Source organism: Solibacillus sp. FSL W8-0372 (assembly GCF_037969735.1).
Lineage (GTDB): Bacteria > Bacillota > Bacilli > Bacillales_A > Planococcaceae > Solibacillus > Solibacillus faecavium.
Genome location: NZ_CP150204.1, coordinates 2,844,242 through 2,860,368, shown reverse-complemented (window position 1 = coordinate 2,860,368; position 16,127 = coordinate 2,844,242). Strand labels below are relative to the sequence as shown.

Sequence of the window (16,127 nt, the reverse complement as noted above, 5' to 3'; positions counted from 1 at the left end):
AGGGAATTATTAGGAGTACTAGTATTTTTGTGATAAAAATTATAAATGTTTGATTTCACCAGCACTCATACCTGCTATTCTTCCAGTTACAAGTGCTGAGGTAATATTATAGCCGCCCGTATAGCCATGAATATCTAAAATTTCCCCACAGAAAAATAACCCCGGCTTTTTCTTGGAAGCCATCGTTTTAGGTTCAATTTCCTTTACAGAAATCCCGCCGCCTGTGACGAATGCCTTTTCGATTGGCTGGGTGCCATGAACATCCATCGTAAATGCAACAAGTTCACGTGCGAGATTGCGAATTTTCTCTTGAGATAATTCAATGCCAGTTAATGTAGCGTCAATGTCGGCACGTTCCAATAAGAATAATAACCAACGTTCTGGTACTAGTGACTTCCATAAATTTTTAACAGCCTTTTTCGGTTCATCTTTAATCGTCTTATTTAACATTTGGAAACATGTCTCTTCATTATAGTCAGTCAATGACTGAATACGTACTTGCACAGGAGCGCTACCGGTTTTCAGCTGCTCCTTTACTATAAACTGACTGCAACGTAATATTGCGGGACCACTTAATCCAAAGTGTGTAAATAACATATCCATTTGATGGGTAACGAGAACTTTCCCTTTTTTGTTAAGCACTGAAACAGCAACATTTCGTAATGCTAATCCTTGTAATTCACGGGATTGGATAAATGGTTCCTTTGATGTAACAGGTACTTCTGTCGGGTATAAAGTCGTAACTGTATGACCCGCACGTTCTGCCCAAGGATAACCATCACCGGTTGAACCCGTTTGTGGAACAGCTTTCCCACCAACTGCTACAACTACAGCATTTGCGCGGATTTCATCGCCACTTTCCAAACGAACACCATAAATTTTTTCCTCATCCATTAAAAGTTTATTAACCGCTGTATGCAGGCGCACTTCCACTTTCAGACGCTTCATTTCATTTACGAGTGCATCGACAACATCCTGTGCACGATCGGAAACCGGGAACATGCGACCGTGATCTTCTTCTTTTAAAGGGACGCCAAGCCCTTCAAAAAATGCAATTATGTCTTCATTGTTATAAACTGTAAAAGGACTGTATAAAAAGCGACCATTGCCAGGAATATGTTTAATAATTTCTTCTGCTGATAAACGATTTGTTACGTTACAGCGTCCTCCTCCTGAAATTGCGAGTTTTTTCCCTAGTTTCGAACCTTTTTCAAGTAGGAGTACTTTTCTATTTTTTTCGGCTGCGGCTATAGCTGCCATTAATCCAGATGGTCCGCCACCAATTACAATCACATCATACATATATTATTTCTCACTCTCTTTTATACAAATTTTCTTAAACGATTTTACTTCTACTTATTATACATGAATTGAAGAAACTATTTGAGTAAATGGACTTTCACATGTAAACTTGTAAAAGGAAATGTTCGGGAACTATAGCGAAGCACAATCCGTCTTTATCTTTCGAGAATAAAATTGGACTTCGCAAATGAATATAACGATTAAATAAAGGTATATTAAGAGAATTTTTATATAGAACGGTAGGTCATTTCATGTCTTCATTAATGAAAGGAACAGCCATATTAACTATCGGTTTGTTTCTATCAAAGCTTTTAGGATTAATTTATATTTTCCCGTTTTATGCCATTGTAGGTGAAGAAAACATTGTCTTGTACAACTACGCCTACATTCCTTATAACATTATGTTAAGTATTGCTATTGCGGGTTTACCAATTGCAGTATCAAAATTTGTTTCGAAATATAATGCATTAGGTGATTTTGATGCTGGTCGTCGTTTAGTTAAAACAGGAGCTCTCCTGATGACATTAACAGGGATCATAGCATTTATTTTAATGAATTTACTTGCAACACCGCTTGCCAATATAGTGATTGATAGTGAAGATCAAACGTTTAGTGTTGAGCAAGTTGCGAATGTTATTCAATGGGTAAGTTATGCATTAATTGTTGTACCATTCATGAGTTTAGTACGGGGTTATTTGCAAGGTTATGGGCATTATTTGCCGACATCTGTTTCACAATTAGTTGAGCAAATTGTGCGTATCGTCTTTTTACTAGGCGGTGCTTTTATCGTTGTCAATGTTATGGGTGGCGATGAAATAACAGCAATCAATTTCTCCGTATTTGCTGCATTTATTGGTGCGCTTGGCGGGCTTGTGACGCTGTTTTATTTTTGGAAAAAACTTCGCCCTGATATTAAGGCGGTTCAAGTTGTTGCACCGAAAGAGCGAAGACTTCCTTATTCAGATATGTATAAAGAGATTTTCAAATATTCGATACCTGTTGTATTCGTTGGTTTAGGGAGCTCTTTATTCCAACTTGTGGACCTACTCACATTCATCCGTGCAATGAACGCCAGTGGAATAGCAGGAGACATCAGCGAAGCCTACTTTACGATGCTGAATTTGTTAACACAAAAAATTGTTATGATTCCAGTCGTATTGGCGACAGGGTTTTCAATGGCAATTATTCCAACAGTCACGAAGTTTTATACAGAAGGCAATTTGCGGCAAGTACATTCTGCTATGGATAAAACATATCAAGTGCTACTGTTTATTACAGTACCGGCCGCGATCGGAATCTCAATTTTAGCGGAAGATTTATATCATTTCTTCTATTCCTACAGTGAGATGGGAACACAAGTGTTAAGTCATTATGCACCTGTGGCCATTTTATTTGCACTATTCACTGTAACAGCCGCGATACTGCAAGGGGTCAATTATCAAAAATGGGTTATTTTCAGTTTATTAGTGGGCTTACTCGTAAAGACGGTATTAAATACGCCACTTATTCACTTGATGTCTGTTGATGGGGCGATTTTAGCTACAGCGCTTGGTTATGGTGTTACGATAGTTATTAATATTTTTGTTATAAACAAAGTGACAAACTACAATGCGAAAGTTGTAGTACGCCGAATATTATTAATTATTATTTTAACTATTTTAATGGCATTAGCTGTTTCATTAACTCATGCGGCATTATCATCAATTGCACCTGCAACATCAAAACTATTAGCATTGCTTTATGCAATTGTTTGTGCGGCTGTTGGTGTCATTGTTTATGGTACAATATCCTATAAATTAGGGTTAGCACAGCTTTTATTAGGTGATAAGCTAACAAAAATCGCACGTAAATTAAGATTAGTAAAATAAAAATGAGGACGTCTCTAATAAAGGCGTCCCCTTTTTACATGGAGGATTTTATGCGTTTAGATAAATTATTGGCAAATATGGGCTACGGCTCACGAAAAGAAGTAAAGCAACTGTTAAAGCAAAAAGCTGTAACCGTAGACGGCATTACCGTGAAGGATTCGGCGATGCATGTAAATCCTGAAAAGCAGGATGTTTCGGTGTTAGGAGAACGTGTAGAATATGTAGAGTTTATATACTTAATGATGAATAAACCGCCTGGTATTATTTCTGCAACAGAAGACCGATATGATCAAACAGTTATTGATCTGTTGGATCCGGATTTCCAGCATTTCGAGCCTTTTCCTGTAGGGCGTCTGGATAAAGATACGGAAGGGTTTCTGCTTATTACGAATGACGGGAACTTAGCGCATAACTTATTATCTCCAAAAAAGCATGTACCCAAATGGTATTATGCGAAAATTGACGGAGTTGTAACGGAAGAGGATATTAAAGCTTTTGCACAAGGAGTTACATTGGACGATGGGTATCATACAAAGCCAGGGGAGTTAAAAATACTACACTCAGGTGAGCAATCGGAAATTGAACTCATGATTCAGGAAGGGAAATTCCATCAAGTAAAACGTATGTTTGAGGCGGTTGGTAAAACAGTTACGTACTTAAAACGTTTATCGATGGGACCATTGCAACTGGATGAGCAACTGGCACTAGGTGAATATCGTGAGCTGACAGAACAGGAACTTAATCTGTTAACAGCAAATAAATAAAAAGTAAAAGCGAATGCCCCGACGAAAAGGCATTCGCTTTTTAGTTCTCTCAATCAAGAACTGATAAACGTTTACTAAGAATAAACGTTCCTAATATTTCATTGTGTAACTGATCGACACCTTACGTTATGTTGGGACAAAATAAGTCCTTTCTCACAAAATAAAGAATCAGCCGCTTTCAAGAATTCTAAGATGTCATTTTTACTTTTTTCTTCGTCGTTGTCCATTTACCCCGACTTGGACTCATTACCAAGTCATTGAAGGCTAACACATTCAAATCTCTTTGAATGGTGCGAGGAGTGATGTTAAACTCTTCGACTAAATCCTGTGTAGTCACTTCTCCTTTATTGAGGATAAACATATACACGTCTTTAATACGATTAAGCATTCTATCAGTAGTTGGTTTCATTTCTAAAAACCACTCCTTCGATCTTAAATTCTCATGGCATAAGACTAGCGGACGACAAAATGTGTGCGGAGTGCACTTAGGCTTTAGTTGTTTGCCTTAGACATCCCCTTTTCTGAAAGTTTGGTCAGAATAGAAGTTCCGACACACACATTATAGCGGAAAATCAAATAAAATTCCAGAATTGAGTTGCAATTTCTGATATTTTTACAGAAAATTCATATTTTTAATATTAATAGAAATATAGTTCTTTGTAAAAATAATGAATGATTATTGTAATTTTGTTTAGAAAGAGTACAATAACAATATTATAAAAATGAGGTGCAGTTAATGGATTGGTTACAGATGGCAAAAGCAAGAAAACAAGAGCTCATTCAAGAATTACAACAGTTAATTCAAATTGAAAGTGTAAAAGATGAAAATAATTTTTCTGATATAATACCTTTTGGTGCTGGACCTAAAGCGGCATTGGATTTTATGCTGCAAAAAGGTATAGAGCAAGGAATGACTACAAAAAACATTGACAATATGGCAGGTCATATTGAAATGGGACAAGGTGAAGAGCTTATCGGTGTGCTTTGTCATGTCGATGTTGTACCTGCCGGTGATGTTGCAAGTTGGACATATCCCCCTTTCGCTGGGCAAGTAGCAGACGGGAAATTATTTGGTCGCGGAGCAATCGACGATAAAGGTCCGACAATGGCTGCTTGGATGGCGATGAAACTTATACATGATGCCAAAATCCCTTTAAATAAACGTGTACGCATGATTATCGGCACCGATGAAGAAAGCGGATTCCAATGTGTGACACGTTATTTCGAAAAAGAAGAAATGCCGACGATTGGTTTTGCTCCGGATGCAGATTTCCCGCTAATCAATGCTGAAAAGGGTATTGCCCATTTAACGTTTACAAGTAAAGAAAAACCATCAAGCGATGAACAACTACTAACATTCTATGCAGGAAAAAGAACAAATATGGTACCAGACGAAGCAACCGCTACTTTAAAATATGCCGAAAACAGCACAAGTGAGAATTTTCAGAAATATTTAAAAGAAAATCAGGTTGAAGGTACTTTCACAGAAACAGATAATGGGATTATAATTGTTGTTAAAGGGAAATCAGCCCATGCGATGGAACCGGAAAAAGGGCGTAATGCAGCGGTTTATTTAGCGAAATTTTTACAAAATGTTCTGACGACAGAACAAAGTAAGTCATTTGTCGATTTTATCGTTCGTGTTTTTGATAAGGACCATTTTGGAACTGCATTGGATTTAAACTTTGAAGATGCAATGTCAGGTCCAACTACATTCAATCCTGGAATTGTAAAATTTGATAAGCACGGGGCATCAATTGAAGTGAGCATGCGTTATTCAGTTTCTTACCCTTTTGAAGAGAAAATAACAAGAGCACAATTATTGTTACAGGGTGAAGTGTTTACATTAGATGTTGTGAGTAACTCAAACCCACATTATGTTAGCGAGGAAGATGAATTAATCCAAACATTGTTGCAAGTGTATCGTAAATACAGTGATGATTACTCGAAGCCACTTTCAACTGGTGGAGGCACCTATGCACGCGTTATGAAAAAAGGGGTGGCATTCGGGATGCTATTCCCTGGTGAGCCAGATGTTGCACACCAGGCAGATGAATTTGTAGATATTGAAAACTTAATAAAAGCAACTGCTATTTATGCAGAAGCGATTGTAAAATTGGCAACTAACTAATAATAAAGGTGGTATTTGAGATGAGCTTTAGTTTATGGAATGATCAAATTGTAAAAAATGAAGAAGTGTTAGTGGATAAGGAAGATCGCGGTTACCAATTTGGTGATGGAGTTTATGAAGTTGTGAAAGTATATAATGGAGAACTGTTTACAGCGACTGAGCACATTAATCGTTTTTATGACAGTGCGGAAAAAATCCGTATTACTATTCCATATACGAAGGATAAATTACACCAATTATTGCATCAGCTTGTAGAAGCAAACAATATTGATACGGGTCATGTTTACTTCCAAATTACACGTGGTGCAGGTCCACGTAATCATATTTTCCCTGGTGATGACGTGAAGCCGGTATTAACAGGAAGCGCGAAAGAAAATCCACGCCCATTAGATAACTTTGAAAAAGGTGTAAAAGCGACATTTGTTGAAGATATTCGCTGGCTGCGCTGTGATATTAAATCATTAAATCTTCTTGGTGCAGTGTTGGCAAAGCAGGAAGCATATGAAAAAGGCTGCTATGAAGCGATATTACATCGCGAAGAAACTGTTACAGAAGGCTCTTCTTCTAACATTTACGGAATTAAAGACGGTGTCCTTTATACACACCCAGCTAACAATTTAATTTTAAATGGGATTACACGTCAGGTGATCCTTAAATGTGCTGCAGAAATTGGTTTACCTGTAAACGAACAGGCGATGAAGAAAGAGCAGCTACTTGCAATGGACGAAGTAATCTTATCATCAACAACATCAGAAATAACGCCGATTATTGAAATAGATGGTACGGTTATTAGTAATGGTACTCCAGGTGAATGGACGCGTAAATTACAGGCTCAATTCGAAACCAAAATTCCTAAAGGGATTAATGCATAATCTTATACTCCAAGTAAAGAATTAAATAATTTAGCGCGTTGCTTATTGGCAATGCGCTATTTTTTTTGCACAATAACCTGTAAAATATAAGTATTAAAGATTAGCAATGAACTTAGGGAGAAGATAAAATGGCTCAGTTAGTAAAACTTCAGGATTATATTTCACGTTATGAAATTGATTTAGCTCGTTATCCAACACAATTTATACGCTTAAAGCAAAATCAGTGGGATAGGGTAAAGTATCAATGGCAAACGGGTGAAATGATTGAGCGTTGGGAACATATAGAGGAAGAAAATGTTCAGGAGGAGAAGAAAACTTCACTGTTCCAAAAAATCTTCCCATTTAAAAAAGATAAACTCAGTGAAGAAAATGAAGAACAAGAAGATATTGAAAAAATAACGATTTCAAATGATTGGGCAGTAGAAAATGACGAAGTTCTAGAAGAGGAAACAACGTTATTATTTGAACCGAATATCGTATATACACCACAAACTCTTGAAGAGTTAAAGAAAATGTTTATAGATCAGTTCTTCCACTTTCAAATGAAATGGGCAAGCTCGACATTACGTCAAAAATCGTATGTAGATCCAAAATTTATGCGGGATACATTGCTGCGTTCAATGCTACAAACATTACCAGATAATTATTTAATATTTTACTTCCCAATATTAAGGGTGAAAAAAGCACCAATTGAATTGGACATTATTATTTTAACGCCAACAGAATGCTTATGTATTACATTATTAGAACAAGAGGAGCAGGCTGTATTTATTGCAAATAGCGAGCGTTTCTGGACTAAAAAGGTCGGGAAAAATGAGAAAAAGCTTTTAAGTCCTCTAATTCAATTAAACCGTATGGAAAAAATAATCGAACAAATCTTTGCTCAGAACAATATTGAACTACCGATTCGTAAAGTGTTACTGACAAGAAATGGCTATATTGATTATCCAGGGACGATGTATGGCATTTCATTTGTTGATAAACGAAAATTTCCGGATTGGATGAATTCCTTGAAGCACTCTGTTTCACCAATGAAGCATATGCAAATACGCGGCGCACAGGCTATTTTGAATACGGTTCAAACGACTTCGTTTAACCGTGATATTTGGAATACAGATGGCAATAAGGAAGATTAACAAATGGAATTACATTTTATTATTAACTCTAATGCCGGTAATGGACGAGGGATAAAGCGTTGGGAGCAATTTAAACAGGATTTAACTTTGCCGTATACTACCCATTGGACACAATATGCAGGCCATACGTTATTGATCGTAAAAGAAATTACCGAGCGCGCTACAAAACAAAATCCGGTCTGTTTAATAGCGGTAGGGGGAGACGGAACAGTTCATGAAGTTTTGAACGGTGTCGTACATTTTGAACATGTATATATTGGCGTAATTGCAGCAGGTTCTGGTAATGACTTTGCCCGTGGCTTCGAAACATTTAAAACAGGCAAACAGCTGGAACAGTTTATTAAATACCCAACTCGTTCCCTACATGATTATGGAAGTGCACTATTTAATGGTACATCAAAATATTTTATTAATAATTTTGGTGTCGGTTTTGATGCATTTGTTGCAATGAAGGCAAACGAATCCAAACTGAAAAAATCTCTGAATAGATGGAAGCTAGGGAAGCTCAGTTATCCGTATTATGTAATTTCTGCCTTATTTACATATAAGCCGTTTCATTTAACGATCCTTCTGGACGGGAAAGAACAACGATTTGAAAATGTGTGGTTCACAACCGTCAGCAACCAGCCGTATTTTGGGGGTGGGATGAAGTTATCTCCCGCTTCCAACACTTGTGACGGAACATTGGAAGTTACAGTTGTATCCAATTTATCGAAGTGGAAATTATTATTTGTTTTCGGGAGTGTATTTTTTGCTAAACATACAGGCATGAGAGAAGTGCACCAGTTTTCAATGCACTGCATACAGTTGTTTTTTGAGGAACCTATTATGGCACATGCAGATGGGGAAAAACAAAAATTACAGCAACATATGAATACTATTGAAATATCGGTTCATCAAAAAGCATGGAGTTTAGCAAAATAAAAGCAAAAATAGATTATATAAGCTATAATATGAGACATGCAAACAACAGAAATGAGGATAAGTAAGTGAGATTAAAGCATAAACCATGGGCAGCAGATTATATTCAGGAACATCCGGATGTGATTATCCCAAACCCTGAGCATTATAAAGGGAAATGGAATGAAGTATTTGGTAATGACAACCCAATTCATATTGAAGTGGGTACTGGCAAAGGACAATTTGTATTAGGGATGGCTCTTCAAAACCCTGATATTAACTATATTGGAATTGAATTATTTGATAGTGTTATAGTATGTGCCTTGGAAAAAATCGTAGCAGCAAATAAGCCTGCAAATTTACGATTATTGAAAGTAAATGGCGAGAAGTTAGAAGAGTTCTTTGGCAAAGGTGATGTTAGTCGTGTGTATTTAAACTTTTCGGATCCATGGCCTAAAGTTCGCCATGCGAAACGACGATTAACACATGGCGGCTTCTTGAAGATTTATGAAAATGTTTTAGTCGATAACGGGGAAATCCACTTCAAAACGGATAACCGTGGTCTTTTTGAATATTCGCTAGTAAGTATGAATGAGTACGGCATGGCATTAAAATATGTATCGTTAGATTTGCATGCGAATATGCCGGAAGATAATATTATGACAGAGTACGAGGAGAGATTCTCGAAGCTCGGTCAACCAATTTATCGACTAGAATGTCAATTCAAAACTAAATAATTTATGATTTAGGGGGATGGAGAAATGGATCGATTTGAATTTCACAACATGACACTAACATGGTTACATGGGGGTGTTACAGCACTGGATGGCGGGGCTATGTTTGGGGTAGTGCCAAAAGCACTGTGGTCTCGTAAATATCCAGTAAATGAACTGAACCAAATTGAATTAGCATGTGAACCAATCTTAATTCAATACGAGGGGAAAAATTATTTAGTGGATTCTGGTGTTGGTGCTGGAAAATTAAATGAAAAGCAACTTCGCAATTTCGGTGTATCAGAAGAATCAACAATTGAAAAAAGCTTAGCTGAAGCTGGATTACAGCCGAATGATATTGATGCAATCTTAATGACACATCTACATTTCGATCATGCAGGTGGCTTAACAAAGTGGGAAGGTGACAAGCTAGTTCCTGTCTTCCCGAATGCTGTAATTTACACAACACAAATCGAGTGGGATGAAATGCGTAACCCGAATATTCGCTCGAAAAATACGTACTGGAAAGAAAATTGGGAGCCAGTAGAACATTTAGTTTCTACATTTGAAGGCGAGCTTGAAGTAGCACCAGGTTTAAAAATGATTCATACGGGTGGCCATAGTGAAGGACATGCGATTATTCGCCTGGAGCAAAATGGTGAAGTGGCGCTACATATGGCGGATATTATGCCAACGCATGCTCACCAAAATCCACTTTGGGTATTGGCGTATGATGATTACCCGATGACAAGCGTATATGCAAAGGAAAAATTACTGAAAGAAGCACTCGAAAATAACTACCGGTTTATTTTCTACCATGATGCGTATTACCGTATGATTCAATGGGATACAACAGGAAAAGTAATAACGGACAGCTTGGAACGTTCGAAAGAGGCTTTAATTAAGTAAGTAAAAAAGCGCCAGCATGATTTTTTCAATTCATGCAGGCGTTTTTTATCGATTACGTACTTTTAACATATATTGTGTGTTCACGATTATTAATATAAGAGAAATAATTAGAATCGCGAATAGCTGGGATTCTCCCGAAGCGATTGAATAGAACATCAATAATAATAATGATGCGAGTAATAAAATATTAGCCGTATTGAAGGCAGAATAAAATCCTTGAAGCATAACATGGCGTTCACCTTCATCTGACATTTCTAATAGTTTTTTTGAATATTGACTATCATTAAAAGAAGGAAATTCCCGATTAGGATACGCATATTTCAAAGATGTTCCTACTAAGATAGTTGATAAAATTGAAAGTAAAACAACGAAAATTGATAATATTAAAATGACAATAGATTGTTCGGTAATTACTCCAATACACATTGCTACAATACTTAAAATCAGAGCAATATTACTTGCTAAAGAAACATCGCTATACAATGTATATAAATATTGTTCATGTAAATCTTCTTCATCTCCTGAAAATTGCTGTGCAGATTTTTGTTTTAACTGAGCTAATTTCAGCAAGCTTCCAACTAATAAAAGAAATGCAATGCCTAAAAACACAAGGGTCATTTCAGTAGCGATTTCATATAACGGTAGTGCAAAATTCCCGCTTACGGTGAAAAAACCAATAGGTGCACCTATAGCCGCTCCGCCTAAAAGCTGTATTAACGTTTTTTTCATTCCAATTCCTCCTCCTCAAAAATAAAAATCTCATCAATAGACTCATTTAAAATTTTTGATATTCTGACGGCAATTAATAGCGAAGGGACGAGTTCTTCTCGTTCTATTAAGCTGATTGTCTGTCTCGATACTTTTGCCCGCTTTGCCAATTCGGTTTGGTTTAACTGATACCTTGCCCGTAACTCCTTTAGCCGAGTTTTCATTTCCTCACCTCTTAAATGAAGTGTAAAGTAAAAAAGTCAATTTGACAAGTATATTTGTCAACTTGACTAATAAAATTTACTTTTTGTTCAAAAAAATACGATGACATATTTCGTCATCGCATTTATATTTCTAAACTTGTTTAATATCTACAATTGCACCAGAACGGGCATCTGCTGCAAATTCGTAATTCTCTAACTCCCCATTCATCGTACGGGAAATACCACCACGATATACAGGTGTTTCTGTAAAGCCATTACTGAAGTTTTCAGTTTTCATATAAATCCAAGAACCATCAATCGGTGCCTGCTTTTTAAATTCATCTTTAATGTTTGTTAAAATATGATCAGGATTTGCATATGGCGCAACGCGATTGCTCATTTCCTTTACGATGACAGCTGCTGCCACCCCTGTTACAAGACCTATTGTAAAATCTTTTAAGTTCATCCCAAAAACCTCCTCAAAATATTCACTATATTTACTTTAACACACTCTGAAAATAGTGTAAAAAAAATAGAAGGTTCGAAAGTCGAAATACTCAATTAATTTTGTGTTATAATAAGTGCAAATCTACTTATAGAGGTGTTACATAATGAATCAAGACACACTGGCCCTATTTAAAACGTTAACAGAACTTCCTGGAGCACCAGGTAATGAACGTGCTGTTCGTAATTTTATGCGTTCAGAATTAGAAAAGTATTCCGATGAAATTATTCAGGACAATTTAGGGGGCATTTTTGGCTTACGTCAAGCAAAGGACGAAAATGCACCGAAAATTTTAGTAGCGGGGCATATGGATGAAGTAGCGTTCATGGTTACTTCCATCACTGACAATGGAATGATTCGCTTCCAAACTCTTGGTGGCTGGTGGAACCAGGTAATGTTGGCACAACGTGTGACAGTCTATACTAAAGAACGTGAAATTCCAGGGGTCATTGCATCAATTCCTCCACATTTATTAACAGATGCGGAGCGTTCAAAACCAATGGATATTAAAAATATGCTGATTGATATCGGAGCAGATTCAAAAGAAGATGCGATAAAATTAGGTGTACGTCCAGGTCAATCAATTATTCCTGTATGTCCATTTACACCGATGGCAAACCCAAAAAAAATTATGGCAAAAGCTTGGGATAATCGTTACGGCTGTGGATTGGCAATCGAGCTTTTAAAGGAGCTTCATGGAACAGAAGTGAACAGCCATATCTATTCGGGTGCAAATGTCATGGAAGAAGTAGGTTTACGCGGAGCGGCAGTTTCTGCAAATATGATTAAGCCGGACTTGTTCTTTGCATTAGATGCATCGCCAGCAAATGATACATCCGGTGATAAAAATGAGTTCGGACAATTGGGTAACGGCCCGTTATTACGCATTTTTGACCGTTCAATGGTGACTCACCGCGGGATGCGCGAGTTTGTATTGGATACAGCCGAAACAAATAAAATTCCTTACCAATATTTCGTATCTCCAGGTGGTACGGATGCAGGTCGAGTGCATACGCAAAATGATGGTATCCCTTCTGCTGTAATTGGAATTTGTTCCCGCTATATTCATACATCTGCTTCCATTATTCATGTGGATGATTATGCAGCGGCAAAAGAGTTGCTTGTTAATTTAGTTCAATCGGCAGACCGTTCCACAATTGATTCAATACGTGCAAACGTATAAAAAAATAGAAGAATATATTATAATACAAGGATGTGAAATAATTGCATCCTTGTTTTTTTGTGAAAATAAACGGGATAGGCAATCTACATAAGGAAACGGGTTTTAAGAACTTTTTCCTAAATTGATCAACTTGGAGATGAAAAGATGAAAGTAGCAGTCGGAACGAAAAATAAAGCGAAAGTCGGCGCTGTCGAAGTAATTGTCAAACAGTTCTTCCCAGAAGCTACAGTGGAAAGTATAGATGTACCTTCTGATGTATCAGTTCAACCTTTTTCAAACGAAGAAACGAGGCAAGGTGCCATTAATCGCGCACGCAATGCAATGATGAAAACAAATGCCGATATAACATTTGGTCTTGAAGGCGGGGTTGATGAGATAGAAGGGACAATGTATTGCTGTAACTGGGGAGCTGTAAATTTAAAGGACGGAACGGTCATTGCCAGCTCTGGTGCACAATTTGCATTGCCTGAAGAAATCGCACGGGAGCTTCGGGTAGGGATGGAACTTGGACCTGTCATGGACGTCTATACTAATATCGAAAATATTCGTCAACATCAAGGTGCAGTAGGCATCTTTACACATAATTTAATCGATCGTAAAGCAATGTTTGAACATATCGTAAAGCTATTGGTTGGACAAGTATTATTCAAAATGAGCAAAGAACAGAAAGAAGAAATGTAAATCATTTTCGTTGCTTTGCAAGTTGGAAAATTATTATGATACGTTAGAAAGTATGAAAGTGAGGGGAAACTATGAGTCGTAAATGGATACAGGCAGCTATACTTATCGCAATAGTTGCTGTATTAACTGCGTGTTCACAATCAGCTGAGGAACAAGCTTTAGCTGGAATGGAGAATGCCGAAACGGTGTTTGGTAGTGAACCGAAAGAAGTGAATAAATCGATTGGACATATAGAGCTTTACTTACCGGCAGGATATAGTATTGAAAAAGGAATTGATGATTTAAATTATACAATTCTAAATGGTAAAGATTCTTATATTTTATTTGTAAACGAAAATGAAACAAGTGATAGTCAGCTGCATTATGATATTTTCAAGAGTGAGAGCACAGGTAAAATTGTACAGGAAAAAACATTTCAATCAGAGGGTCTATTTGGCTTTGCGGGAGTTGTAGAGCAATCTGAAGAGAAATATGAACTCATTGCAAATTTAGGCGGCGTTAAATTATCTACGATTTCCGAAGACAAAAAGTTGGATATCAAAATTCAAGAAATGATGGAAATTGTAAAGACGGTCAACGTTATTGAATAACTGAAGCATTGAGCAAAGTATTCGTATTGCTTTTTTGCTACAATAGTGAAGTAGATGAAACGGTTCACATTTGTGGGCCGTTTTTGATTAGATAAAGGAGTGGTTGAATGGATTCGAAACAATTAGTGGCTGAACTGAAAACTAAATTGGGTGAGGCTAACTTTACATTCACATTCGATGAGAAGCATGATAAATTGCGTCTGGATCACAAAAAAATCGGTAAAGGGATGGATATTTTTTTACCGGAAATTGTGACGAAGTACAAAACGAAGAAACATCAGGCAATTGAGGAAGTTGTTTATACAATTGAACAAACTTTTTTAGCAATGGAACGAGAAGAGGAACAAGGATTTGGAGGATTGGCTTCTGTATATCCAATAATTCGTTCCACATCCTTCCCAAAAAAATCAAATGATGGTCATGCCTTTGTAATGACGAGCCACACTGCAGAAACTCGTATTTATTATGCGCTTGATTTAGGGACAACTTATCGTTTAATTGATGAATCGATGTTGCCAAAATTAAGTGTTACAGAGGAGCAGATCCGCGAAGCTGCCCGTTTTTCTGTAAAAAAATTACCGACTTCTGTTAAACGTGATGAAGTTTCAGGCAATATCTATTATTTTTTAAATCAGAATGATGGGTATGATGCAAGCCGTATATTAAACGAAAGCTTTTTAAAGGAAATGGAAAGTCAAATTGAAGGAGAAATGACAGTATCTGTACCACACCAGGATGTATTAATTATTGGTGATATTCGAAATGAAGTAGGGTATGATGTATTAGCGCAGATGACAATGCATTTCTTTACAGTTGGCGCGGTTCCGATTACGAGCTTGTCATTTGTATATGAAAACGGTCATTTAGAACCAATATTTATTTTAGCAAAAAACAAAGTGAAAAAGGAGCAAGACGAAAAATGAAAGTAGCATACAACAAAGCACATGTAGGAGATGTCCTATTAGTTCAGTTAGCAACAGAATCCATTGTAAAAACAGAGGTTGAACGTGCTGGTGACGTAGCCATATTAAAAGAAGAATCAACTGGAGAAATAAAAGCATTCAATCTTTTTAATGCTAGCAAATATTTAGAATTGGATGTAGCAGGCAATGTGGAAGTTACTCCTGAATTAGTTCAAAAAATAGAGGCAGCCTTAACGACTAATGGTGCAGAAATTTCTTTGGATGTAGATTTCTCCCCTAAATTCGTTGTAGGTTATGTAGAAGCGAAAGAAAAACACCCAAATGCTGATAAATTAAGTGTGTGTAAAGTAAATGTAGGTGACGAGACATTACAAATCGTATGTGGTGCACCAAATGTTGAAGCTGGCCAAAAAGTAGTAGTAGCAAAAGTTGGTGCAGTTATGCCTTCAGGATTATTAATTAAAGAGGGCAATTTACGTGGAGAAGATTCGTTTGGTATGCTTTGCTCTGCACGGGAACTAGCAATTCCAGGTGCTCCAGAGGTGAAAGGGATTTTAGTATTAGAGGATTCTGCTGAAGTAGGTAGTCCGTTCGAAATGCCTTCTCGTTAAATTAATCTAAAGTTAGTATGTTGAGCCTAGTCTCGCATACTAACTTTTTTTATGTTTAAAATTATTAACGACAAAGCGCATTTATACAGCAAATATGATATGCTTTTGATGTGTGTAAATCTTATATA

18 protein-coding genes are annotated in these 16,127 nt (G+C 36.9%); 13 read left to right on the top strand and 5 right to left on the bottom strand.

Annotated features, from left to right (window positions below; genetic code table 11):
- Positions 1–39: 39 nt before the first annotated feature.
- Entirely contained in the window at positions 40–1,302 is a 1,263-nt protein-coding gene (locus tag MKY13_RS14525) for an NAD(P)/FAD-dependent oxidoreductase (RefSeq protein ID WP_339213503.1), read from the bottom strand.
- Between the two features lie 251 nt (positions 1,303–1,553).
- On the opposite strand from MKY13_RS14525, the gene MKY13_RS14520 reads away from it, so the two are divergent.
- Both MKY13_RS14520 and MKY13_RS14515 read left to right on the top strand, forming a co-directional pair.
- Positions 1,554–3,170: a polysaccharide biosynthesis protein gene (locus MKY13_RS14520; RefSeq protein ID WP_191700631.1), complete on the top strand. Its 1,617-nt coding sequence runs from the start codon at positions 1,554–1,556 to the stop codon at positions 3,168–3,170.
- Positions 3,171–3,220: 50 nt separating this feature from the next.
- Positions 3,221–3,934: a pseudouridine synthase gene (locus tag MKY13_RS14515; protein WP_191700630.1), complete on the top strand. Its 714-nt coding sequence runs from the start codon at positions 3,221–3,223 to the stop codon at positions 3,932–3,934.
- Between the two features lie 187 nt (positions 3,935–4,121).
- Here the strand turns inward: MKY13_RS14515 and MKY13_RS14510 are convergent, their stop codons facing one another.
- Positions 4,122–4,343 carry a DeoR family transcriptional regulator gene (locus MKY13_RS14510; protein ID WP_008408196.1) on the bottom strand — a complete coding sequence of 74 codons (222 nt, stop codon included), beginning with the start codon at positions 4,341–4,343 and terminating at the stop codon, positions 4,122–4,124.
- Positions 4,344–4,670: 327 nt separating this feature from the next.
- Here MKY13_RS14510 and pepV point away from each other — a divergent pair, with 327 nt between their 5' ends.
- The 6 genes from pepV (at position 4,671) to MKY13_RS14480 (ending at position 10,595) form a co-directional block, all read left to right on the top strand.
- Positions 4,671–6,065 (top strand): dipeptidase PepV, encoded by a 1,395-nt coding sequence (gene pepV / locus MKY13_RS14505; RefSeq protein WP_339213502.1) that lies wholly within the window; start codon positions 4,671–4,673, stop codon positions 6,063–6,065.
- Positions 6,066–6,085: 20 nt separating this feature from the next.
- Positions 6,086–6,937, top strand: coding sequence for a D-amino-acid transaminase (dat, locus tag MKY13_RS14500; RefSeq protein ID WP_339213500.1), 852 nt, complete (start codon positions 6,086–6,088; stop codon positions 6,935–6,937).
- A gap of 128 nt (positions 6,938–7,065) precedes the next feature.
- The gene (locus MKY13_RS14495) at positions 7,066–8,073 is read left to right on the top strand and encodes a nuclease-related domain-containing protein (protein WP_191700627.1); all 1,008 of its coding nucleotides are present in this window, start codon (positions 7,066–7,068) and stop codon (positions 8,071–8,073) included.
- A gap of 3 nt (positions 8,074–8,076) precedes the next feature.
- Positions 8,077–8,997 (top strand): diacylglycerol kinase family protein, encoded by a 921-nt coding sequence (locus MKY13_RS14490; protein WP_339213497.1) that lies wholly within the window; start codon positions 8,077–8,079, stop codon positions 8,995–8,997.
- Between the two features lie 65 nt (positions 8,998–9,062).
- The gene (gene trmB / locus MKY13_RS14485; RefSeq protein ID WP_191700625.1) at positions 9,063–9,710 is read left to right on the top strand and encodes a tRNA (guanosine(46)-N7)-methyltransferase TrmB; all 648 of its coding nucleotides are present in this window, start codon (positions 9,063–9,065) and stop codon (positions 9,708–9,710) included.
- A gap of 24 nt (positions 9,711–9,734) precedes the next feature.
- A complete protein-coding gene (locus tag MKY13_RS14480) occupies positions 9,735–10,595 on the top strand; it encodes an MBL fold metallo-hydrolase (protein ID WP_339213495.1) in 861 nt (286 codons plus the stop codon).
- Positions 10,596–10,640: 45 nt separating this feature from the next.
- Here the strand turns inward: MKY13_RS14480 and MKY13_RS14475 are convergent, their stop codons facing one another.
- From MKY13_RS14475 to MKY13_RS14465, 3 genes are all read right to left on the bottom strand, one after another.
- The gene (locus MKY13_RS14475; protein ID WP_339213493.1) at positions 10,641–11,324 is read right to left on the bottom strand and encodes a DUF3169 family protein; all 684 of its coding nucleotides are present in this window, start codon (positions 11,322–11,324) and stop codon (positions 10,641–10,643) included.
- Positions 11,321–11,527, bottom strand: a complete 207-nt coding sequence (locus MKY13_RS14470; RefSeq protein ID WP_339213491.1) for a helix-turn-helix transcriptional regulator — start codon at positions 11,525–11,527, stop codon at positions 11,321–11,323. The genes MKY13_RS14475 and MKY13_RS14470 overlap by 4 nt, the downstream gene beginning before the upstream one ends.
- Before the next feature lie 130 nt (positions 11,528–11,657).
- Positions 11,658–11,972: a hypothetical protein gene (locus MKY13_RS14465; RefSeq protein WP_191700621.1), complete on the bottom strand. Its 315-nt coding sequence runs from the start codon at positions 11,970–11,972 to the stop codon at positions 11,658–11,660.
- Between the two features lie 145 nt (positions 11,973–12,117).
- Between MKY13_RS14465 and MKY13_RS14460 the strand changes: the two genes are divergently transcribed.
- From MKY13_RS14460 to ytpR, 5 genes are all read left to right on the top strand, one after another.
- On the top strand, positions 12,118–13,194 hold the full coding sequence (locus MKY13_RS14460) for a M42 family metallopeptidase (protein WP_339213489.1): 1,077 nt from the start codon (positions 12,118–12,120) through the stop codon (positions 13,192–13,194).
- Positions 13,195–13,338: 144 nt separating this feature from the next.
- Complete coding sequence (locus tag MKY13_RS14455) at positions 13,339–13,875, top strand: DUF84 family protein (RefSeq protein WP_339213487.1); 537 nt, start codon at positions 13,339–13,341, stop codon at positions 13,873–13,875.
- A gap of 71 nt (positions 13,876–13,946) precedes the next feature.
- The gene (locus MKY13_RS14450) at positions 13,947–14,465 is read left to right on the top strand and encodes a hypothetical protein (protein ID WP_339213485.1); all 519 of its coding nucleotides are present in this window, start codon (positions 13,947–13,949) and stop codon (positions 14,463–14,465) included.
- A gap of 107 nt (positions 14,466–14,572) precedes the next feature.
- Positions 14,573–15,388, top strand: coding sequence for a DUF1444 domain-containing protein (locus MKY13_RS14445; RefSeq protein ID WP_191700617.1), 816 nt, complete (start codon positions 14,573–14,575; stop codon positions 15,386–15,388).
- On the top strand, positions 15,385–15,999 hold the full coding sequence (gene ytpR, locus MKY13_RS14440) for a YtpR family tRNA-binding protein (RefSeq protein WP_191700616.1): 615 nt from the start codon (positions 15,385–15,387) through the stop codon (positions 15,997–15,999). Before MKY13_RS14445 ends, ytpR begins: the two co-directional genes overlap by 4 nt.
- Positions 16,000–16,127 lie beyond the last annotated feature (128 nt).